The organism is Gemella taiwanensis, assembly GCF_054054385.1.
Window position 1 is genome coordinate 37,171 of record NZ_JBSMTL010000008.1, and the last position, 23,115, is coordinate 60,285.

Below are 23,115 nucleotides of genomic sequence, written 5' to 3' on the forward strand. Positions count from 1 at the left end.
CCCCGATTATATTTGATGATTCAAATAATCGGGATTGATGGTTTGTTTATTATTCGATAAAAAGCCCTGAATGTATAATTATAATACATTCTAGGTTGTATATTATCAGTAGTATTAGATATATTTATCTTAATGCTATAATTTCTTCTCCCATCCAGACTATACTGTCGGTTCTGGAATCTCACCAGATCAGCTTGCGCTCACGGACTTCTAGAAAACTAGTCACCGCCGGTTGGGAATTACACCCTACCCCGAAGAAATATTTAATTCATGACTTAATGATAGCACTATTGAAAACGCATGTCAATAATTAAAGTTTATTTATAAAAAATATTTAAAACAATATAAAAAAAATAAGAGTGATTCAACAGATAGTATTTCTACGAAATCGGTATTTGAATCACTCCTAATAATTTTAAATTATATTATAAAAATTGCGCTAAGCAAACGATAAGAATAATAACTGGTAGTATGTATCTTAATAGGAATAGCCATGTTCTGAATAATACTAGGCTTGTTTTGTTATTCTCGTTAATGTGTAATTGCTCTTTGGCAACTTTTTTGTCTAGTACATATCCGGTGAATATTGATAATGCTAAGCAACCAAGTGGCATAAGTATATTAGATACTAAGAAGTCCATTAAATCGAAAACTGTTTTTCCGAATATTAATGTATCAGATAATGAACCGTAAGATAGAGCAGAAGGAATTCCAACTATGAAAGTTAAGATTCCGATGATTACACTGAATTTAGTACGGTTAGTATTTTTTTGGTTAGTAATATTTCCTACATTGATTTCTAACATAACTACAGATGAAGTAATAGTAGCGAATAAGAATAATATTAAGAATAAAATGTAGAAAATTTTACCGAATGCCATATTGTTGAATAATTGTGGTAATACGATGAATAATAAACTCGGTCCACCTTCAGATTCCATTCCGAATGAACTCATAGCTGGAAAGATTGCCAATCCAGCCATTATAGAAACGGCAATGTTCATTAATACAACCGAAACACCTGATTGAACCAGGTTAGTTCTTCTATCAAGGTATGATGCATAAGTTAACATAGCTGTAACCCCGATAGAAAGAGCGAAGAACGATTGACCAAGTGCGAATAAAATACCAGAGCTTGTGATTTTAGAAAAATCAGGTTTTAAGAAGGAAGTTACTCCACTCATTGCATTTGGTAATGTTAATGATCTTGCGATAATTACTAAGAATATGATGAATAATAGTGGCATCATGATTTTTGATGCTTTTTCAATACCTTTTTGAACACCACGAGATACTATAAGAATATTTAATAAGATGAATAAAGCCTGAGCTCCTAATGCAATCCAAGTATTTGAGATAACACTAGTGAATAGGGCTGCGTGATTACCAGTAGCATGAAGCCCAAGAGCATCAGCAATTGAAATACCTAAGTATACTAAAATCCATCCACCAATAACACTATAGAATGATAGTAAGATGAATAGGGCGAATCCACCGATATAACCAATAATATTATAATTTTTGTTTTTTCCTAGTTTACCAAAAGTTCTGATGGCTGAAACTCCAGCGCCACGACCAAGTACGAATTCAGCAAGAAGTAGTGGTAGTCCAATTAAAAGAGTGAAGATAAGGAAGACTAGTAAGAATCCACCTCCACCATTTGCTGCGGTCATGTATGGGAATTTCCATACAGCTCCAAGACCTATCGCAGATCCCGCTGAAGCAAGTATGAAACCTATTTTAGAACTCCATTTTGAATTTTCTGACATAAAATTTTTCCTCCTATTAATTGTTAAAAAAATAAAAGCTATTTAGAAAATACTAAATAGCTTTTAAAATATATATAATACTATACTCAAGGCCATTTAGTATTTTTACCAATGGCCTGAAAACATGTTTAACTAGCCATTGTAGACATCGTTGCACTTATATCTACAATGCTATGAGATATAAGTGCTGCTAAAATGGCACGAAAAAGTATTCTCTTTTACTAGTTAAAATATTAGTTTTCATTATTGAGTAGCTCCTTTATTAATTGTAATTAAAATCTTAACATTTATCTGAAAATTTGTCAATAATTTTTTGAAAACTTTTAATTTGTTGCTTTTGCATAGATAATAAAAAGGTAAGGAGCAAAGAATAATCGTATAATAAAATAAATCACCATATTCAAATATATACTTGAGTATGATGATTTATTAGATTGTTGATTAGAATTTTTATAGATTATTCATTATCTAATTGCATATAAACAACTTGAGTAGTTAAGTATTCTTCTAAACCATGTTTACCGTCAGCTCCACCGATACCAGATTTACGACGTCCAGCGTGGAATCCTTGCATAGCTTCGAAGTTTTCACGGTTAATGTATGTTTCACCAAATTTTAGACCATTCACAGCTTTGAATGCAGTATTTAGGTTAGTAGTGTAAACAGATGAAGTTAATCCGTATTCTGAATCATTTGCATATTCTAATACTTCTTCTAAAGTTTTGAATGTTGCTACTGGGATTACTGGTCCGAATGTTTCTTCTTTCATAATTTTCATTTCGTTAGTTACATCTGTTAAAACAGTTGGTCCAAAGAAGTATCCTACTTGATTTTCATCACGAGCTCCACCATATGATAAAGTAGCACCTTGTTTTACTGCATAAGCAACTTTTTCTGCAACAGCGTCTACAGCACGTTTTTCGATAAGTGGACCGTAATCTAAACCACCTTCTTTATTAGGGTCACCGAATTTAACTTTATCAAGTTCAGCAAATAAGATTTTTTCGAATTCGTCTTTAACATCTTCGTGAACATATACTCTTTCAGCACAGTTACAAACTTGTCCTGAGTTAATTACACGAGATGCTACAATCGCTTTTGCAGCAAGATTTAAATCTGCATCTTTAAATACGATAGCTGGAGCTTTTCCTCCAAGTTCTAGAGAAACATTAGTGATGTTTTCAGCGGCAGCTCTCATAACTTCTTGTCCAGCTGTTAAGCTACCTGTTAAACTTACTAAGCCCACTTTAGGGTTAGAAGCTAATCTATTTCCTACAACAGATCCACGTCCGTGAATAATATTAAGGATACCTTTTGGAAGACCAACTTCTACGCAGATTTCAGCAAAAATATCAGCATTTATTGGTGTTAATTGACTTGGTTTCAATACAATTGTATTACCAGTAAGTAAAGCTGGTGCTGCTTTTCTAGCGATTAAGAAGAATGGGAAGTTCCATGGTAAAATACCAGTAGTTACTCCGTGAGGGCGTTTGAATAAGAAGATGTGTTCATCTTGTCTATCACTTTGAATAATTTCTCCTTCATATCTTCTAGCCCATTCAGCCATATAATCTAAGTAATCTGCTGTGAATAATACTTCAACTTTTGCTAAATCGAAAGTTTTACCACCTTCATTAACAATAGTTTGTGTAATTTCTGGTTCACGTTCGCGGATGCGTTCAGCAATTTTTCTTAGATATGCACCTCTTTGAATTGCAGGTAATTTTTCCCAATCACGTTGAGCCGCTTCTGCTACATCAATTGCGCGGTCTACATCAGCTTCTGAAGAAGAAGGGATTTTCGCGATAACTTCTTCTGTAGATGGATTTAGTACGTTTATATAATCATAATTTGTATTTCCTTCAAATTCCCCGTTAATAAAATTTTTTAAAACTTTAACTTCACTCATAGTTAATTCTCCTTTTTCTGTTTTCCTCATAAGTAAACGTTATCATTACTGTATTAACATTGTATCTTATGAAAAAATATAAATCAAGTACTTTGTTTGTATTTTTTGATATATATTTATGTATTTAAACTTTTATTCAGGTATTTTTACAAAAAAAATTATATATAATTTTAAATAGAAGAAATGAATAATTTAAAAATAGTACAAAGAATTAAATTATTTTTATTTCCTGTAACATATCAAATAAAGCGCATACATAAAAGTGAAGGTGTATTAGATAATGATATTGTTATTATTGTACTTGATACAGTTTGTCTAAAATAATAAATTTTAATGCATTAAGTAACTAAAGAAAATAATAGTAAAAAATTTTTCCAAGCAAAAATATTTCCATTAGCTATGTATTTAGTGGTATAATCTTAGGTAAGAAACATTAGGAGGTTCATTAATGAAACAAAATATCGGAGTTATCGGTTTATCAGTAATGGGAAGTAATCTTGCATTAAATATTGCAGATAATGGTTTTAAAGTTGCAGTATTTAATAGAACAACATCTGTTGTAGATAAAATGCTAGAAGAGCACCCACACAAAAATGTAACAGGGAGATATTCATTACAAGAATTAATCGATGGATTAGAAAAACCAAGAAAAATTGTTTTAATGGTTAAAGCAGGATTTGCTGTAGATAGCCTAATTGAACAATTAACACCACTTCTTGATAAAGGAGATATCATTATTGATGGAGGAAATTCATTCTTCAAAGATACTCAAAGAAGATATGATCTATTATTAGAAAAAGGAATTAACTACTTCGGAGTTGGTGTATCTGGAGGAGAAGAAGGTGCTAGATTCGGTCCTGCTTTAATGCCTGGTGGTGATGAAAAAGCTTACGAAGAAATTCGTCCAATTTTAGAAGCTATTGCAGCTAAAGTTAACGATGTACCATGTTGTAGTTATACTTCAACTGGTGGAGCAGGTCACTATGTGAAAATGGTTCACAATGGTATCGAATATGGAGATATGCAACTAATTTCAGAAGCTTACAAAGTTCTTAAACACCTAGGTGGTTTCTCAAATGAAGAATTACAAAAAACATTTGAAGAATGGAATAAAGGTGAATTAGAATCATATCTAATTGAAATCACAGCAAATATCTTCAAAGTAAAAGAAGAAGATGGAAGCTACTTAGTAGATAAAATCTTAGATAAATCTCAACAAAAAGGTACTGGGAAGTGGACTAACGAACAAGCTATTGATTTAGGAATTGATGTATCAGTTATTACAGCTGCGCTAAATGGAAGATATATGTCAAATCTTAAAGAAGAACGTGTTCGTGCTGAAAAAGAATTTGCTCGTAAACCTTATGCAGTAGTTGAAGATAAAGAAAGATTAAAAAATATTGTAAAAGATGCTTTATTTATTTCAAAAATTGTATCTTATGCACAAGGATTCAAATTATTACAAGCTGCTGAGAAAGAATATAACTGGACATTTGATTATTCACAAATTGCTAAGATTTTCCGTGGTGGATGTATTATTCAAGCGAAAATTTTACAAAATATTATTGAAGCATACCAAAATAATCCAAAATTAGAAAACCTAATCTTTGATCCATTCTTTAAAGAAGTTATTGAAACAAGACAAGATAGCTTACGTGAAGTTGCTGCTTTAGCGATTTCTAATAGATTACCACTAAGTGCTATGACTTCTGCAGTTTCTTACTTAGATATCTACACTACAGCAGATAGTGGTGCTAACTTAATTCAAGCACAACGTGACTATTTTGGAGCACATACTTTCGAAAGAACAGATAAAGAAGGAAATTATCACTATGACTGGGTTGGAAACAATGAAAAATAAAACAGCAATAACACTTTTTGGAGGGACAGGAGATCTTACATATAGAAAATTGTTACCTGCGTTATACAATTTAACAGTTTTAGGAAAATTAGCCGATGATTTTAAAATTGTTGTAATTGGTCGTAGAGCTTATACACAGTCAGAATATATAGATATTGCTCGTACGTGGGTAAAAGAGTATGCGCGTACTAAATTCGACGATGAACAATTCGACGCTTATGCTGAAAGAATTATCTATTTTAAAATGGATATGACAAATGAAGATGACTATGAGATGTTACAAGCATTTTATGCTGAACAAGATATACAAAATCATGTATACTACTTTGCAGTAGCTCCATCATTCTTCATAACTATTACAAATGGTCTTAAAAAATATTGCTCAGAAAATAATGCGAAAGTTATTATTGAAAAACCATTTGGAGAAGATTTAGAAAAAGCTGGAATATTAAATGATGAGCTTGCTAAATTCTTTAATCAAGATGAAATTTATCATATTGACCATTATCTAGGTAAAGAGATGATTCAAAACATCCTATCTCTACGTTTTGAAAATATCATCTTTAAGGGTATTTGGAATAAAGATTTTATCGAAAATGTTCAAATTACTGCTGCAGAAACTGTAGGTGTTGGAACTAGGGCTAGTTACTATGATAAGAGTGGTGCTTTAAAAGATATGGTTCAAAATCACCTATTACAGGTTCTATCATTAGTAGCTATGGAAGAACCAAAAGAAGAGGGAAGTCGTAGTATTCACGAGAGTCAATATAATCTTCTTTCTGCACTAAAACCGATTGAAGATGTTCATGAAAGTTTAGTTATGGCACAATATGAAGGATATCTTCAAGAACAAAATATTCCTGCAGATTCTAAGACGGAAACGTATGCTGCACTTAAATTATTTGTAGATAATGAACGTTGGGAAGGTGTACCATTCTTTATAAGAACTGGTAAAAAACTTGAAAAACGAGAAACTCAAGTAGTGGTACAGTTTAAGTCTGTTGGAACTTCACCTGGTAATGTATTAATAATAAAAATTCAACCTGAAGAAGGTGTGTATTTCCAATTTAATGCTAAAAAACCAGGTACAGAGCAAGAATTACAACCAATTTCACTTGATTTCTGCCAAAGTTGTATACTAGAAAATATAGTAAATACACCTGAAGCTTATGAAAGATTATTAGATGCTTGTTTTAGAGAGGATAGAGCATTATTCTCTCAATGGAATCAAATAGTTGAATCTTGGACATTTGTTAATAAACTTATAGCTAAGTATGAAGAACAAGGTTCTCCATTATACACATATGAACAAGGTTCAAAAGGTCCAAAAGAGGCTGATAATTTAGTGGATTGGGTTAAATAATTATTTAGATGTATTGTATGGCTTAAAGTCATGCAATACATCTTTTTTGCAGTGTAGGTGATTTTTTAGGGGTTGCTAGTTAGGAAAGTTTACGTTAAGCATGAAGTATAGTATAATGAAAATATAAGAAAAATTTAAATAATTATTTTCAAAAGGAGTTAAGATATGAGACTGTTAGATTCAATGTTAGAATACAATGAGTATTTTGTTAAATTCGAAGAGTATGAAAAATATAAGACAGAAGATAAATATCCAGCTAAGAGAGTAGTAATGTTTACGTGTATGGATACAAGGTTAGTTGAACTTGCAACAAAGTCTTTGAATCTATCTTCAGGAGACGTTAAAGTTGTAAAAAATGCAGGTGCTATATTAACTCATCCTTTTGGATCGATTATGAGAAGTTTGATAATAGCAGTGTATATGTTAAAAGCAGATGAGATTATAGTTATGGGACATCACGACTGTGGTATGCAAAATATTGATACTAATCTAATTATGGAAAAAATGCGAGATAGAGGTGTTGGAAAAGAAACTATTGATATTCTTCAATACTCTGGACTTGATTTAAATACTTGGCTACATGGCTTTGACGATGTTGAAGAAAGTGTTGGGCATGATGTTAATATGATTATGAATCATCCATTAATACCAAAAGACGTCCCTGTACATGGTTTAGTAATAAATCCAAGTAACGGGAAAGTTGATTTAGTTGTTAATGGTTATGAAAATCTAAGAAAATAGAAAGGGGATAGTAAGTTGAAGAAAATATTAATCTTGAATACAGGTGGAACAATCTCTATGAGTGAAGATCAAACAACGGGTAAAGTTTCGCCGACTGATAAGAATCCAATTGGTGTTGGAGGAAGTATGTTTTCTTATATTGGAGATTTAGTAGTTGAAGATTTATATCATCTTGCTTCTCCTCAGATAACAGAACATGAAATGTTAGGTATAAAGAATAGGATACTAGAAGCGGTAACACAAGGATATGATGGCGTAGTAGTTACACATGGGACTGATACGCTTGAAGAAACTGCGTATTATTTAGAATTGACATTAGATGTGAATATTCCAGTAGTGGTAACAGGAGCGATGCGTTCTAGTAATGAAATAGGAGCGGATGGACTTGCTAATCTAAGAAGTTCTTTAGTAGTTGCTGTTAGTGATGAAAGTTGTGATAAAGGTGTATTAGTAGTTATGAATGATGAGGTGCATACAGCTACCTATGTTACTAAAACACATACTACAAATGTAGCGACTTTCCAAACACCAACTTTTGGACCTATAGGATTAGTATCTAAAAATAGTGTAATTTATTTCCAAAAATTAATAAATGAAGAACATTACGATGTAAATTTTTTTGGTAAGAAAGTTTACTTATTAAAGGCGTATGCTGGTATGGGAGATGAGCTTATTAATGCAGTCGCAAATCTTGGAGCAGATGGATTGGTGATCGAAGCTCTAGGTGCTGGTAATTTACCTCCAAGAACTGTTCCGGCGATAAGAGAATGTATTAAGAAGAAAATACCTGTAGTATTTGTTTCCCGTGCATTTAATGGTGTTACTCAAGATGTATATGATTACGAAGGTGGCGGTAAGAGATTCCAACAAGGTGGAGTTATTTTTACAACAGGACTTAGTGGACAGAAAGCTAGAATTAAGTTATTAGTTTTATTAGAAGCAGGAGTTGATTTTGATAATTTAAAAAATTATTTTTAGAAATAATTTGTGAAGTTATTGAAATATGAAGAAGGTTGAATATTTTTTATAATTATGGTAGTATATTAAATGATTAAAATTAGGAAAGAGGTGTAGAGTTGAAATTTAAATATCATAAGTCGTATAGAGGATTTTATCTAATAGAGGATAATAAATTTAAGCGACCATACCAAAAAATAGATCAAGAAAAAACATTAGAGAACTTAAATGGAAAAGTTGAGTTTAATAAAAATGAAATAATTGAAATAGCTGATGAATTCGTAGTTTTTGTTGTAAAAGATGGTGGAAAAACAAATGATACAAAGCCTGTAAAAGAATCAAAAACTAAGAAAAAAACTGAAAAAATCGATTTTGAAGTATTGGAATTAAAATACAAAATTCCTAGACTGTTATTACAAAAATTGTATGGAGTTATAGCAGGGAATTCAAAAAAAGGACAACGCGATTTATTATCTGTTTTATCAGTTATAGAAAATGTTACTCTAGCTGATAGTCTATTTTCTTCAAAAGTGAAAAAAATATTCTACTACAGCGATAAAGAACTGAATGAGTTACTAGTTAGATACAACTTTGATAACTTAAATGTAGAAAATCTGAAAAAAGATATAGAGGTCAACTACCCTAGCCAATACATTTCTAATTTGCCAGTTGATTATAAAGAATATGAAATGATTTTTGTATTTTATTTCATTATTCTAATAGAATTATTAACGATATTAAAATAAGATGAATTTTTTGATTAAAATTTATTTAAAAGACTTGATTTTTATGTAGGTCTTTGTTATAATTTTAATCAGAAAGTTTATTTTTTTGAAATAAGTTGGTCAAAAAACGACCTAACTGGACAAGGGGTGTCCACAAATAAACTTTCAAATAAACAGGGGAAACATAAGATGGATATTTTACATTTGTTACATATGCAAAGTAGACTTGTACCTGATATGTTTATGAAGTTTAGTAATAGGTATGAATTGCTTATTGCAATAAAAGTTAATCAACCAGTAGGTCGAAAAACATTATTAAACTTTATAAATATGACGGAAAGACAATTACGTACGGAATGTGAAGTTTTATCCAAGTTAGGGTTAATAACAAAAAAAGCTACGGGAATGAATCTTACAGAAAAAGGAGAAGAGCTTTTATTGGAGATAAAAGAATCAGTTATTAATGATGCTTTTGCCAAAGAGAGAAGTTTTATAAAAAATTATTTTTCAATAAAACAAGTTCACATTGTAGCGGGTGACTTTATTAATAATGAAGCCACTAGAGAAGAAATGACTAACTTACTCTTGGATAAGGTTAATGCTAAGATAACTAAAGAATGCGTAATTGGAGTCAGCGGTGGTAGTACGATGTATTACATAGCCGGCAGAGTTAATGAAACATTTGGTTATGGAAAAGATGTTACTATAACGCCTATCAGAGGGGGATTATCTGTAGTAAATACAGAATATCAAGCCAATGATATAGCCTCTAAGATGGCAAAAAATTCTGGACATAATTATCAATTATTACATGCACCAGATAATATAGGACAAAAAGCATTAGAAGAACTTGTAAAAGAACCAGTCGTAAAAAATGCTCTAGATGTTATAAGTAAAACATCGATAATTATCCATAGTATAGGGAAAGCTTTTGAAATGGCGAATAGAAGAAAATCTTCTAAAGATATTTTGAAAGTATTGGAAGAAAAAAAATGCTGTTTGTGAATCATTTGGAAGTTATTTCGATGAGAACGGCAGTGAAATATTTAAAACCTCTACTATAGGTATGAGTTTTAAAGATGTTGATGGCATTGATAATGTCTTTACGATAGTTGGTGGAGAAGAAAAAGCTGATGCAGTATTTAGTTACTTAAATACTAGACCAGCAAATGCGACACTAATTATTGATGAGGCTATTTGCAAAAAAATAATAAAAAAAGTTAATAAAAATTTTTAGGAGGAACTAAAAAATGACAGTAAAAGTAGCAATTAACGGATTTGGACGTATCGGACGTCTTGCATTAAGAAGAATCCAAAACGTAGAAGGAATTGAAGTAGTAGCGATTAACGACTTAACACCAGTTAATCAACTAGTACACTTATTAAAATATGACACAACTCAAGGTCGTTTTGATGGAGAAGTATCAGCAGCTGAAGGAAGCTTAGTAGTAAACGGAAAAGAAATCAAAGCATTCGCTAACCCTAACCCAACTGAATTACCATGGGGAGAATTAGGAATCGATGTAGTATTAGAATGTACTGGATTCTTTACTTCTAAAGAAAAAGCAGAAGCTCACGTTCAAGCAGGAGCTAAAAAAGTTGTTATCTCAGCTCCAGGTGGAAACGACGTTAAAACTATCGTTTACAACGTAAACCACGAAACTCTAGACGGAACAGAAACAGTTATCTCAGGTGCTTCTTGTACAACTAACTGTTTAGCTCCAATGGCTAAAGCTTTACACGATAACTTCACAGTAGTTGAAGGATTAATGACTACAATCCACGGATACACTGGAGACCAAAACACACTTGACGCTCCTCACCGTGGTGGAGACTTACGTCGTGCTCGTGCAGCTGCTGAAAACATCGTGCCTAACACAACTGGTGCTGCTAAAGCAATCGGATTAGTAATCCCAGAATTAAACGGAAAATTAGATGGAGCTGCTCAACGTGTACCAGTACCAACAGGTTCATTAACTGAATTAGTAGCTGTAGTAGAAAAAACTGTAACAGCTGAAGAAGTTAACGCTGCTATGGAAGCTGCTGCTAACGAATCATTCGGATATAACGTTGATCCAATCGTGTCTTCTGATATCGTAGGTATCTCTTACGGATCATTATTTGATGCAACTCAAACAAAAGTATTAACAGTTGGAGACAAACAATTAGTTAAAGTTGTTTCTTGGTATGACAACGAAATGTCTTACACTTCTCAATTAGTAAGAACATTAAAATACTTTGCAGGATTAATTAAATAATCTATAATAGATAATAGAAGAATAGATAAGATATAAGTCAATTTTGACTTATATCTTGTCTCATATATTCTAAAATATAAATAAAAGGAGCTTTCCATGAAGAAATCTATCAAAGACTTAGGTAACTTACAAGGGAAAACTGTCTTAATGCGTGTTGATTTCAACGTGCCTTTAAAAGATGGTGAAATTACAAACGATAATCGTATTACTGCAGCATTACCAACTATTGAGTATGCTTTAAATCAAGGTGCTAAAGTAGTTGCTTTCTCACACTTAGGCCGTGTTAAAGAAGAAGCTGATAAAGCATCTAAAAGCTTAGCTCCAGTAGCTGTTAGATTATCAGAATTATTAGGTAAAGAAGTAAAATTCGTAGCTGAAACTCGTGGAGCTGAATTAGAAGAAGCAGTTAAAGGATTAAAAGATGGAGAAATCTTAATGTTTGAAAACACTCGTTTCGAAGATGTTGAAGGCAAAAAAGAATCTAAAAATGATCCAGAACTTGCTAAATACTGGGCTTCTCTAGGAGATGTATTCGTAAATGATGCATTCGGTACAGCTCACCGTGCTCACGCTTCAAACGTAGGTATTGCATCTAACATTGGTGAAGGAAACTCTGCTTCAGGATTCTTAGTTGATAAAGAAATCAAATTTATCGGAGGAGCAGTTGATAATCCAGAAAGACCTCTTGTTGCAATCTTAGGTGGAGCAAAAGTTTCTGATAAAATTGCAGTTATTGAAAACTTATTAGAAAAAGCTGATAAAGTAATTATTGGTGGAGGTATGGCTTATACTTTCATGAAAGCACAAGGTAAAGAAATCGGAATTTCACTTTGTGAAAATGATAAAGTTGAATATGCTCGTGAACTAATGGCCAAAGCTGGAGAAAAATTAGTATTACCAATCGATACAGTAGTAGCTAAAGAATTCTCTAACGATGCACCAAGTCGTGTAGCACAAGGTGATATCCAACCTGATGAAGAAGGATTAGATATCGGACCGAAATCTGTTGAATTATTCAAGAGCACTCTTGAAGGAGCAAAAACAGTAATTTGGAATGGACCTATGGGTGTATTTGAAATGCCTAACTTTGCAAAAGGTACAATTGGAGTTTGTGAAGCTATCGCAAACTTAGAAGGTGCTACTACTATTATCGGTGGTGGAGATAGTGCTACAGCAGCAATTTCTTTAGGATATGCTGAGAAATTCTCACACATCTCAACAGGTGGTGGAGCATCTCTAGAATATCTAGAAGGAAAAGTATTACCAGGAATTGATTCATTATCTAATAAATAATTTTAAAACTCAAGGAGAGTAACATCATGTCAAGATTACCATTTATCGCAGGAAACTGGAAAATGAACAAAAACCCACAAGAAGCTAAAGCGTTTGTTGAAGCTCTTGCTGGAAAATTACCATCATCAGATAAAGTAGAAGCAGGAATTGCAGCTCCATCTGTAGATTTAAGTGCAGTACTTAGTGCGGCAGAAGGAACTGGATTAAAAGTTGCAGCTCAAAACTGTTACTTTGAAAATTCAGGAGCTTACACAGGTGAAACTTCACCTAAAGTATTATCTGAAATGGGAGTAAACTATGTAGTAATCGGTCACTCTGAACGTCGTGATTACTTCCACGAAACAGATGAAGATATTAACAAAAAAGCAAAAGCTATCTTTGCTAATGGATTATTACCAATCATCTGTTGTGGAGAAAGTCTTGAAACATACGAAGCAGGAAAAGCAGCTGAGTTTGTAGGAGCTCAAGTAAAAGGTGCTTTAGCTGATTTAACAGCTGAACAAGTAGCTTCATCAGTAATTGCTTATGAACCAATCTGGGCTATCGGAACTGGTAAATCAGCTACAAAAGAAGATGCACAAAAAATGTGTAAAGCAGTTCGTGATGTAGTTGAAGGATTATACGGTAAAGAAGTTTCTGAAAAAGTTCGTATTCAATACGGTGGATCAGTTAAACCTGAAAACGTTAAAGAATACCTATCATGCCCAGATGTTGATGGTGCATTAGTAGGTGGAGCATCTCTAGAAGCTGAATCATTCTTAGCACTTCTAGAAGGTGGAAAATTAGCTTAATTTTAGCAAAATTAAATAAATTATAGTATAATAGAATTATAAATTTAAACAACAAGGAGAAAGTTAATGTTAGCAAAAACATTTGATATTATCGCAGAAGTATATGCAAGAGAAGTTTTAGATTCACGTGGTAACCCAACTGTAGAAGTTGAAGTAACAACTGAATCAGGAGCATTTGGACGTGCATTAGTACCATCAGGAGCTTCAACTGGACAATACGAAGCAGTTGAATTACGTGATGGAGACAAAGGACGTTACCTAGGTAAAGGTGTAACTAAAGCTGTAACTAACGTTAATGAAGAAATCGCACCTTTATTAGAAGGTAAATTCGACGTATTTGATCAAGTAGGAATTGACTACGCTATGATCGAATTAGATGGAACTGAAAACAAAGGACGTCTAGGAGCTAACGCTATCTTAGGTGTATCTTTAGCAGTAGCTCACGCTGCAGCTGATTCTTTAGGAGTACCTCTATACAGATACTTAGGAGGAACTAACTCTAAAGAATTACCAACTCCAATGATGAACATCGTAAACGGTGGATCTCACTCAGATGCTCCAATCGCATTCCAAGAGTTCATGATTTTACCTGTAGGTGCTCCTACATTCAAAGAAGCTTTACGTTGGGGAGCTGAAGTATTCCACAACTTAGCTAAATTATTACACAACCGTGGTTTATCAACTGCAGTAGGTGACGAAGGTGGATTCGCTCCAACATTCGAAGGAACTGAAGATGCTGTTGAAACTATTTTAGCTGCAATTAAAGCTGCTGGATTAGAACCAGGTAAAGATGTATTCTTAGGATTTGACTGTGCGTCTTCTGAATTCTACGAAAACGGAGTATACAACTACGCTAAATTCGAAGGTGAAGGTGGAGCAGTTCGTACTTCAGCACAACAAGTTGATTACTTAGAAGAATTAGTAAACAAATACCCAATCATCACTATCGAAGATGGTATGGATGAAAACGACTGGGAAGGATGGAAATTACTTACAGACCGTATCGGTAACCGTGTGCAATTAGTAGGGGACGATTTATTCGTAACTAACACTAAAAAATTATCACAAGGTATCGAACAAGGTGTTGGTAACTCAATCCTAATCAAAGTTAACCAAATCGGTACTTTAACTGAAACTCTAAACGCTATTGAAATGGCTAAACGTGCTCGTTACACAGCTGTAATTTCTCACCGTTCTGGAGAAACTGAAGACTCTACAATCTCAGATATCGCAGTTGCAACTAACGCAGGACAAATCAAAACAGGTTCTCTTAGCCGTACAGACCGTATTGCTAAATACAACCAATTATTACGTATTGAAGATGAATTAGATGCTACAGCTGTATACCCAGGTGTTCAAGCATTCTACAACATCAAACGCTAATTAGAATATTTTAAAAGAAGCAAGAGCTAAAGGCTCTTGCTTTTTTTGTTTAAATAATTATATTTTTACTCATTAAAATATAAAAAAATATTAAGGTATATTTACAATATATTAAATGGAATAAATTCAGTATTTGCCTAGTCAAATGTAAAATATAAGAATGTAAAACGATTGCAATATTGAATTATAAACTAAAAGGTAATTTAAAAATGAAAATAGGTAAAATTAGATATTTTAAAAAGGTACTAAAATTTATACTAGTGTTAATGTATTAAATTTAGTATATAAATGATTAAATAAATATAATAAAAAAACAACTATAGAAATGTTTGTATTATCTTTGAAAATGTTCACTTTATCCTTGTTAGTCATATTTTGTTGTTATACAAGTTTGATTATTGTTTAAATGAAATAAAAAAATAATGGATTATTTTTAAAGTTACAACATTAAATTAACGAATAAAAATCTTTACAAGCGGTTTCATATATGATACTATTTTAGAGAAAAGATAAATATTTAATTAACAGGAGGCTAATATGGCAAGTTTATCATTAAAAAATATTTATAAAAAATATGATAATGGTTTCTGCGCGGTAACGGATTTTAATTTAGAAGTAGCCGATAAGGAATTCGTCGTTTTTGTTGGACCATCTGGATGTGGAAAATCTACAACACTTAGAATGATTGCTGGTCTAGAAGACATAACTGAAGGAGAATTTTATATAGGGGATAGATTAGTTAATGATGTTGAACCTAAGGATAGAGATATCGCAATGGTATTCCAAAGTTATGCGCTGTATCCACATATGACAGTTTTTGATAATATGGCATTCGCTTTAAAATTAAGAAAAGTTCCAAAAGAGGAAATTAAGGCTAAAGTAGAAGAAGCAGCAAAAATTTTAGGACTAGAAGAACTTTTAGATAGAAAACCTAAAGCACTTTCTGGAGGTCAAAGACAAAGGGTTGCGCTTGGACGTGCAATAGTTAGAAGTCCTAAAGTTTTCCTTATGGATGAACCTCTATCTAACTTAGATGCTAAACTAAGAAGTAATATGAGAGCGGAAATCATTAAAATCCACAATACTTTAGGTGCAACTACAATCTATGTAACACACGATCAGACTGAAGCTATGACAATGGCTGACAGAATTGTTGTAATGAAGAAAGGTATAGTTCAACAAGTAGGAAGTCCGAAAGATATTTATGATCATCCTGAAAATCTTTTTGTAGCTGGATTTATCGGAGCACCAACTATGAACTTCATGAGAGGAAAAGTTGTAGAAGGTAACTTTGTTACAAAAGGTGGTGGGAATATTGAGATTCCTGTTGGATATTATGAAAAATTAAAAGAATTAGGATACGAAGGGAAAGAAGTTGTTTTAGGGATTCGACCTGAAAATATTTCAAATGATCCGTTAGTATTAGAAACTTATTCACATGCTAAAATTACTTCAAAAGTAATTGTGGCTGAGTTATTAGGTTCTGAATATATCGTTCATACTGATTTAAATGGAGAAAATATCAAAGCAATTGTACACTCAAGACAAAATATTAAAATGGGTGATGAATTAACTTTTGCTCTAGATATGAATAGAGCTCATTTCTTTGATGTAGATACTGAGCTTAGTATTTTAGATTAGTTTAAATAAGACGTCAAATTTTTAAAAACATAAAATAATAAGGAGGCTCATATTATGAGAAAAATAAATAAGCTGCTTGCTGTAGCAGCAACAACTGCACTTGTTTTAACAGGGTGTGTGGGTGGTAAAAAAGAAGAAAAACAAGCTGACCCGAACAAAAAAGTAGAAATTACTTATTGGGACTTCCCACAATTCACTAAAGATAAAGAATTTAAGAAAACTGAGGATTTCGATGCAGCTTTAATTAAAGCTTTCGAAGCGAAAAACCCAAATATTAAAGTAAATTATCAAAAAATAGAATTTACAGATGGACCAGCTAAAATAGAAACAGCTATTCAATCAAAAACTGCTCCAGACGTAATTTACGATGCACCAGGTCGTGTAATTGCTTGGGCAGCGAAAGATTTATTAGTTCCTTTAGATGATGTAGATAAATCTAAATTAAATGAAGCAGCAGTTAAAGCTTCTAGTTACAAAGATAAACTTTACATGTATCCACAAGGGGTAGCACCATTCTTAATGGGTGTAAACAAAGACCTAACTGATAAATTAGGAGTAACAGATCTTCTACCTCTTAACAAACAAGATAGAAGTTGGACAGTTGAAGAATATGAAAAATTCTTAAAAGCAGTTAAACAAAAAGATTCAAACATCACTCCAGCTTTATTCTATACTAAATCACAAGCAGGAGACCAAGGGCCAAGAGCATTCGTTGCAAACTTATACAACTCTTGGATTACAGATGATGCAAACAGTAAATATACAATCAATGATGTAAATGGTGTTAAAGGTTTAGAATGGGTTAAAAAAGCATATGATGAAGGTTTATTAGGTCAAGGTGTTGCCTTAGAAGCTAAAGATGCTCTAGAAGCATTCAAATCAGGACGTGCAGCAACTACAATCTTATTCTCACCAGGTATCGCAGCATCACATGCATCAGGATTTAACTACAAATTCTTACCATTCCCTAACAATGGTGGAAAAGCTAAATATGACTACTTAGTAGCTGGACCAGCTATCTTTGATAATGGTGATGTAGATAAAGCAGCAGCAGCTAAAAAATTCGTTGACTTCATGGTAAATGATAAAGATTGGGGTAAACGTACTCTATTAGCATCTGGTAACTTCTCAGCTAAAAAAGGTGAAACAGGATTATACGATTCAGAAGAACTTAAATTCGCTGAAGGTCTAACAAGTCAATATGGAACATACTATAACACAATTCCTGGATTTGCTAAAATGAGACCACTTTGGTTCAATATGGTTCAAGGTGTATTAAACGGAAAAACTTCACCTAAAGAAGGATTAGATAAATTTGTTGAAGATGCAAATAAAACAATAAAAGAAGCATTGTAATTTGACGTATAAAGGGGATAGAGTTGCTTCTATCCCTTTTTAAGATAAAATAATAACTTTTTAGGAGGAGCTATGAAGACTACTAAGAAAAGAAAAAAAATAGACTTTAGTGCATATTTATTTATTTTGCCGGTTAGTATATTTTTTATAACATTTGTTTTGGTCCCGATGTTACGTGGACTTCAGTTATCATTATATAGTTTTGCTAAGAAAAATCCAGTATTTGTTGGATTGAAACACTATTCAGATTTATTATTCAGTGGAAATGGAGCAACAATCCATGAACCATTTATGAAATCTCTTATTAATACAGTTGTTGTAACTGTAGTTGCGGTACCGATAGTTGTATTGGTTTCAATATTTGTTGCGGTAACAATTTATAATAAGAGTGCAGTTGTAAGATCATTCTTCCGTGGAGTATTCTATATCCCAGCTATTTCTTCAGTAGTATCTGTTACAGTAGTTTGGGCTTGGATTTATCACCCAGAATATGGAATTTTAAACTATGTGTTTAAGTCTATGCACATAATTAATGAAAATGTCGATTGGTTAGGGAATCCGAAAACAGCATTATATGCTATTATTACGATTCTTATTACTACTTCGCTAGGTCAACCGATAATTCTTTATGTTGCTGCTTTAGGTAACGTACCGAAAGAATTATTAGAAGCATCTGAAATTGATGGAGCAACAAAATGGCAAGTATTTACAAAAATTACTTGGCCGCTTATTAAACCAACAACATTATATATTGTTGTTGTAACAACAATTAACTCGTTCCAAATTTTCGCCTTAATTCAGTTATTAACAGCAGGGGGACCGAACTACGGAACAAGTACAATTATGTATTTAGTATATGAAGCAGCAATTAAAAATGGAAATCATGGTGTAGCTAGTGCGATGGGTATTATCCTTGCGGTAATTATTGGAATAATTTCTATCTTACAATTCAAGTTTCTATCTACAGACAATGATTAGGAGGATTTAGGATGAAAAGTATTAGTATTTTTAAAATAGTATCTATGATAATATTGATTGGATTAACTATATTCTTTATATTTCCATTCTACTGGATTGCATCGGGATCGTTTAAGTTACAAGATGTAGCTATAACAATTCCACCTGAATGGTGGCCGACATCTCCAACTTTGGAAAACTATAATAAGTTATTCACATCAAATACTCTAAGATGGTTTTTCAACTCAGTATTTATTTCAGTAATGACAACATTCTTAGTATGTGCGACATCAGCATTAGCAGGATATGCATTAGCTAAGAAAAATTTCCCAGGAGTTAAAGTTATTTTCATGGTCTTTGTTGCAGCGATGGCCTTACCAAAACAAGTAATTTTAATACCTTTATTAAACTTAATTACTGAATTTAACTTAATGAATACTTACTATGCATTAATTTTACCAGCGGTAGGATGGCCATTTGGAGTATTCTTAATGAGACAATTCTCACAAGCAATTCCAACAGAATTACTTGAATCAGCAAGAATTGATGGTTGTGGTGAAGTAAGAACATTTATGAACATTGCATTACCGATTATTAAACCAGGTATTGGTGCGTTAGCAATCTTTACATTTATAGCTAGTTGGAATGATTACTTCTCACAATTAATCTTTTCTAACACACCTGATATGTCTACATTACCATTAGGACTAGCAGCGTTAGCACAAGGGCAAGAGTTCTCTAATGACTATGGGCTATTAATGGCAGGGGCATCATTAGCATCATTACCTATGATAATCGTGTTTATCTGTTTCCAAAATTACTTTACTCAAGGTGTTACTTTAGGAGCCGTGAAAGGATAATCTTATGGAGAAACAACAATTATTAGAATATCTAAAAGGAGAAATGATAGTTTCTTGTCAAGCTCTACCAGGAGAAGCTTTATATAGAGAAGAAGGTGGAGTAATGTGCTTAATGGCACAGGCTGTAAAAAATGCTGGGGTAAAAGCTATTAGAGCTCAAGGTGTTTTAGATATTAAACAAATAAAAGAACAAACTAACTTACCTGTAATTGGTATAATTAAAAAATCATATGAGGGTTATGCTTCTTATATAACAGCTACAATGGATGAAGTAGATAAATTGGTAGAAGCTAATTCTGATATAATTGCTCTTGATTGTACAAATAGAGAGCGAGGAGATGGAAGAACTCCAAGTGAATTTGTAAAAGAAATTAAAGAAAAATATCCAAATGTCTTGTTGATGGCAGATATTTCAACTTTAGAAGAAGCAATTGAAGCTGAAAAAGCTGGAGTTGATTTTGTTGGGACAACTATGAATGGCTATACACCATACACGGAAGATTCAAAACAATTTAATCCTGGTTTAGTAAGAGAAATCGTAGAAAATGTAAAAGTGCCTGTTATTGCAGAAGGTAAAATTCATACTCCACAACAAGCAAAACAAGCGTTTGAAGCAGGGGCGCATTGTATAGTTGTTGGTGGAGCGATAACAAGACCGCAAGAAATTGCAACAAGATTTTTAAGTGAGTTGAGATAATGAGTGTATTAGTTTTATTAGCATATTGGTATACCTACAGTAAATGGTATATACTTGGATCATGGTTTATAACACATATATTGAATATAGCGTTTAAAAAGATATGGCTTTCTCCATTATTGATAAATGCTCTAGCATTAGCTGTATTATTCATAGGAATATACTATAAATTGATAGAAGGTCAAGAGGTTGGAGCATCTGTTCTTAATGTATATTTACCAATAGTGTTTTCGAGTATTGTAATGAATGTGCTCATTTTCACGATTAGAAAAATTAAGTTAAAAGTAAAAAACTAAAATAGAGCTATTGATTGTTTTAAAGTTGTGATATATTATCATAGTTTAGGGCTAATCAATAGCTTTTTATTTATTATAATATTAATTTAGAAATTGCATTTTTATTTTTAATTAAAAATGAAAATCAATGAAAATATGAAATAATTTGATGAAAATATATTTTTTTTAAACTTATATTTGTATTTTTATAATTTTATAACATTTTAAATTTAGTAAATTTAATAAAAATATAAAGTTTAAGGAAATCTAATAAAATAAAGGTTTTCAAGTTTTTTCACAGTATATATCTATTTATATTTGTAGATTTTTTATATAAAGAAACATAAACTCAGTTAATTTTTATTGTGTTTTTTAATGAAAATCGGTATTAAGTCAGTCTTTATGAGTGAAATATTTTGTTGATTTGAAGTTATTTCTGTTATATAATGTAATTAAAGTATTAATTATCTATTATTACTTTGTCTTTTAATAACAGGTTTCTTGTAGATGTATACAACATATTTAGTTATCTTAAGCAAATAAATTTTTTATTGTAAGGTGTAAAAAAATGAATTTAAGAAGAAAGACCTTAAAATTAATGGGTTCTCATATAGATATTCTTATTTTTGATAGCATTGATGCTGAAAATATTTTAGATGATGCTGTGGAAATGTTAAAGATGTATGAGCATAGATTTAGTGCAAACGATGATAGTTCTGAACTTATGGTTGTAAATCATAATGCAGGTATTAAAGCTGTCAAAGTTCATCCAGATTTATTTGATTTGATAAAAATTGGAAAACTTCACAGCTGTGCGCCTAATAGCTTTTTAAACATAGCTATTGGACCAATTGTGCAGACATGGAGAATAGGATTTAATGATGTCAAAGTTCCAACAAAACAAGAAATTGATAGTCTATTAGAAATAACAGATCCTAATCAAATAATTCTCAATGAAGAAGAGCAATCTGTCTATCTTGCAAAGAAAGGTATGGCTATTAATTTAGGTGCCGTAGCAAAAGGATATATTGCGGATTTAATGATTGAATATTTGAAAAAAAGAGGTGTAGATGCGGGTTTAATTAATCTAGGTGGTAACGTATTAACTTTTGGTGATGCTAAGCATAATCCAGATTTAATGTGGCGCATAGGTATTCAAAATCCTGTGGAACCTAGGGGAAATCACTTATTTACTATAGGTATAAAAAATCAATCTGTTGTAACTTCTGGTATTTATGAACGTAATTACACAGAAAACGGAAAAACTTATCATCATATATTAAATCCGAAAACTGGTTATCCCGTTGAAACAAATGTAGCAGGTTTGTCTATAATTTCAACAGCCTCGGTGGATGGAGAAATTTGGACTACAAGGTTATTTGGAAAAAATGTCGAAGATATTATGGATGAAATAGATAGTTTACCTGATATAGAAGGTGTTGTTGTAACAATTGAAGGTAAAATCTATTATACAAGCGGAGTGCTAGATAAAATAATATGTTAGCTGATAATATCTTGAAGAATACTGAAAATACTATTAATTTAAGGAGGCTCTATTAAAGTGGCTGAAGTAAAAAACAAAAAAAATGTTAAAAAAACAAGACAAGAAAATCTAGATACAAATAAAGTAGATAGTACAAAAAAAGAGAGAGGAAACAAAAACATGGTAAAATTAATTGGTCTAGTTGGTACAAACTCTAAAAAATCTACAAACCGCCAACTTTTACAATATATTCAAAAACATTTTGCAGGTAAAGCTGACATCGAATTAGTTGAAATTAAAGATCTTCCTTTATTCAACAAACCAGCTAATAAAGAATTACCTGAAGGAGTTAAAGAAATTGCAGCTAAAATTGAAGCAGCTGACGGAGTTATCATCAGTTCGCCTGAGTATGACCACGCAGTACCTGCATCATTAATGAGTGCAATCGCTTGGTTATCTTATGGAATTCATCCATTACTTGACAAACCAGTAATGTTAACAGGAGCTTCATATGGAACATTAGGATCATCTCGTGCACAAGCTCACCTTCGTCAAATGATGGATTCACCAGAAGTTAAAGCACGTGTAATGCCAAGTTCTGAGTTCTTATTAGGACATTCTTTACAAGCTTTTGACGAAGCTGGAGATATTTCTAACCCAGAAACAGTTGCTAAATTAGATAGTTTATTTGCTGATTTCTTATTATTCATTAAAATTACTGAGAAATTAATCAATGCACATAAATTAGCTGAAAAAGAAATTGAAAACTTCTCTTGGGAAGATTTAAAATAGGATA

21 protein-coding genes and 1 riboswitch are annotated in these 23,115 nt (G+C 32.1%); of the genes, 19 read left to right on the plus strand and 2 right to left on the minus strand.

Annotation, left to right across the window (positions count from 1 at the left end; genetic code table 11):
* Positions 1 to 138: 138 nt before the first annotated feature.
* Positions 139 to 263, minus strand: a riboswitch (FMN riboswitch).
* A gap of 162 nt (positions 264 to 425) precedes the next feature.
* Positions 426 to 1,769, minus strand: a complete 1,344-nt coding sequence (locus ACWOA3_RS06500; protein ID WP_456884844.1) for a sodium-dependent transporter — start codon at positions 1,767 to 1,769, stop codon at positions 426 to 428.
* Positions 1,770 to 2,226: 457 nt separating this feature from the next.
* The gene (aldA, locus tag ACWOA3_RS06505; protein WP_456884846.1) at positions 2,227 to 3,678 is read right to left on the minus strand and encodes an aldehyde dehydrogenase; all 1,452 of its coding nucleotides are present in this window, start codon (positions 3,676 to 3,678) and stop codon (positions 2,227 to 2,229) included.
* Between the two features lie 448 nt (positions 3,679 to 4,126).
* Here aldA and gnd point away from each other — a divergent pair, with 448 nt between their 5' ends.
* From gnd to ACWOA3_RS06600, 19 genes are all read left to right on the plus strand, one after another.
* A complete protein-coding gene (gnd, locus tag ACWOA3_RS06510) occupies positions 4,127 to 5,539 on the plus strand; it encodes a decarboxylating NADP(+)-dependent phosphogluconate dehydrogenase (protein ID WP_003147900.1) in 1,413 nt (470 codons plus the stop codon).
* Positions 5,511 to 6,902: a glucose-6-phosphate dehydrogenase gene (gene zwf, locus ACWOA3_RS06515; protein WP_003147899.1), complete on the plus strand. Its 1,392-nt coding sequence runs from the start codon at positions 5,511 to 5,513 to the stop codon at positions 6,900 to 6,902. The genes gnd and zwf overlap by 29 nt, the downstream gene beginning before the upstream one ends.
* A gap of 165 nt (positions 6,903 to 7,067) precedes the next feature.
* Complete coding sequence (locus ACWOA3_RS06520) at positions 7,068 to 7,643, plus strand: beta-class carbonic anhydrase (protein WP_003147898.1); 576 nt, start codon at positions 7,068 to 7,070, stop codon at positions 7,641 to 7,643.
* A gap of 15 nt (positions 7,644 to 7,658) precedes the next feature.
* Positions 7,659 to 8,621: an asparaginase gene (locus tag ACWOA3_RS06525; RefSeq protein WP_035467238.1), complete on the plus strand. Its 963-nt coding sequence runs from the start codon at positions 7,659 to 7,661 to the stop codon at positions 8,619 to 8,621.
* 98 nt (positions 8,622 to 8,719) lie between these two features.
* On the plus strand, positions 8,720 to 9,346 hold the full coding sequence (locus tag ACWOA3_RS06530; RefSeq protein ID WP_003147896.1) for a hypothetical protein: 627 nt from the start codon (positions 8,720 to 8,722) through the stop codon (positions 9,344 to 9,346).
* Positions 9,347 to 9,538: 192 nt separating this feature from the next.
* Positions 9,539 to 10,330, plus strand: a complete 792-nt coding sequence (locus tag ACWOA3_RS06535) for a sugar-binding domain-containing protein (RefSeq protein ID WP_456884858.1) — start codon at positions 9,539 to 9,541, stop codon at positions 10,328 to 10,330.
* Positions 10,331 to 10,367: 37 nt separating this feature from the next.
* On the plus strand, positions 10,368 to 10,562 hold the full coding sequence (locus ACWOA3_RS06540) for a sugar-binding domain-containing protein (protein ID WP_456884886.1): 195 nt from the start codon (positions 10,368 to 10,370) through the stop codon (positions 10,560 to 10,562).
* Between the two features lie 13 nt (positions 10,563 to 10,575).
* On the plus strand, positions 10,576 to 11,583 hold the full coding sequence (gene gap / locus ACWOA3_RS06545) for a type I glyceraldehyde-3-phosphate dehydrogenase (protein WP_003147892.1): 1,008 nt from the start codon (positions 10,576 to 10,578) through the stop codon (positions 11,581 to 11,583).
* A gap of 96 nt (positions 11,584 to 11,679) precedes the next feature.
* Positions 11,680 to 12,876, plus strand: a complete 1,197-nt coding sequence (locus ACWOA3_RS06550) for a phosphoglycerate kinase (RefSeq protein ID WP_316451988.1) — start codon at positions 11,680 to 11,682, stop codon at positions 12,874 to 12,876.
* 26 nt (positions 12,877 to 12,902) lie between these two features.
* On the plus strand, positions 12,903 to 13,667 hold the full coding sequence (tpiA, locus tag ACWOA3_RS06555) for a triose-phosphate isomerase (RefSeq protein ID WP_003147890.1): 765 nt from the start codon (positions 12,903 to 12,905) through the stop codon (positions 13,665 to 13,667).
* Between the two features lie 66 nt (positions 13,668 to 13,733).
* Complete coding sequence (eno, locus tag ACWOA3_RS06560; RefSeq protein WP_048803384.1) at positions 13,734 to 15,050, plus strand: phosphopyruvate hydratase; 1,317 nt, start codon at positions 13,734 to 13,736, stop codon at positions 15,048 to 15,050.
* Positions 15,051 to 15,587: 537 nt separating this feature from the next.
* On the plus strand, positions 15,588 to 16,691 hold the full coding sequence (locus ACWOA3_RS06565) for an ABC transporter ATP-binding protein (protein ID WP_003147888.1): 1,104 nt from the start codon (positions 15,588 to 15,590) through the stop codon (positions 16,689 to 16,691).
* A 54-nt stretch (positions 16,692 to 16,745) separates the two neighbouring features.
* Positions 16,746 to 18,047: an ABC transporter substrate-binding protein gene (locus ACWOA3_RS06570; RefSeq protein ID WP_456884864.1), complete on the plus strand. Its 1,302-nt coding sequence runs from the start codon at positions 16,746 to 16,748 to the stop codon at positions 18,045 to 18,047.
* Positions 18,048 to 18,119: 72 nt separating this feature from the next.
* Positions 18,120 to 19,025, plus strand: coding sequence for a carbohydrate ABC transporter permease (locus ACWOA3_RS06575; RefSeq protein WP_003147886.1), 906 nt, complete (start codon positions 18,120 to 18,122; stop codon positions 19,023 to 19,025).
* A gap of 11 nt (positions 19,026 to 19,036) precedes the next feature.
* Entirely contained in the window at positions 19,037 to 19,864 is an 828-nt protein-coding gene (locus tag ACWOA3_RS06580) for a carbohydrate ABC transporter permease (protein ID WP_003147885.1), read from the plus strand.
* A gap of 4 nt (positions 19,865 to 19,868) precedes the next feature.
* Positions 19,869 to 20,561 carry an N-acetylmannosamine-6-phosphate 2-epimerase gene (locus ACWOA3_RS06585; RefSeq protein ID WP_003147884.1) on the plus strand — a complete coding sequence of 231 codons (693 nt, stop codon included), beginning with the start codon at positions 19,869 to 19,871 and terminating at the stop codon, positions 20,559 to 20,561.
* Positions 20,561 to 20,857: a hypothetical protein gene (locus ACWOA3_RS06590; protein WP_003147883.1), complete on the plus strand. Its 297-nt coding sequence runs from the start codon at positions 20,561 to 20,563 to the stop codon at positions 20,855 to 20,857. The genes ACWOA3_RS06585 and ACWOA3_RS06590 overlap by 1 nt, the downstream gene beginning before the upstream one ends.
* Before the next feature lie 577 nt (positions 20,858 to 21,434).
* Entirely contained in the window at positions 21,435 to 22,340 is a 906-nt protein-coding gene (locus tag ACWOA3_RS06595; protein ID WP_456884888.1) for an FAD:protein FMN transferase, read from the plus strand.
* Between the two features lie 57 nt (positions 22,341 to 22,397).
* Complete coding sequence (locus ACWOA3_RS06600; protein WP_003147880.1) at positions 22,398 to 23,111, plus strand: NADPH-dependent FMN reductase; 714 nt, start codon at positions 22,398 to 22,400, stop codon at positions 23,109 to 23,111.
* Positions 23,112 to 23,115 lie beyond the last annotated feature (4 nt).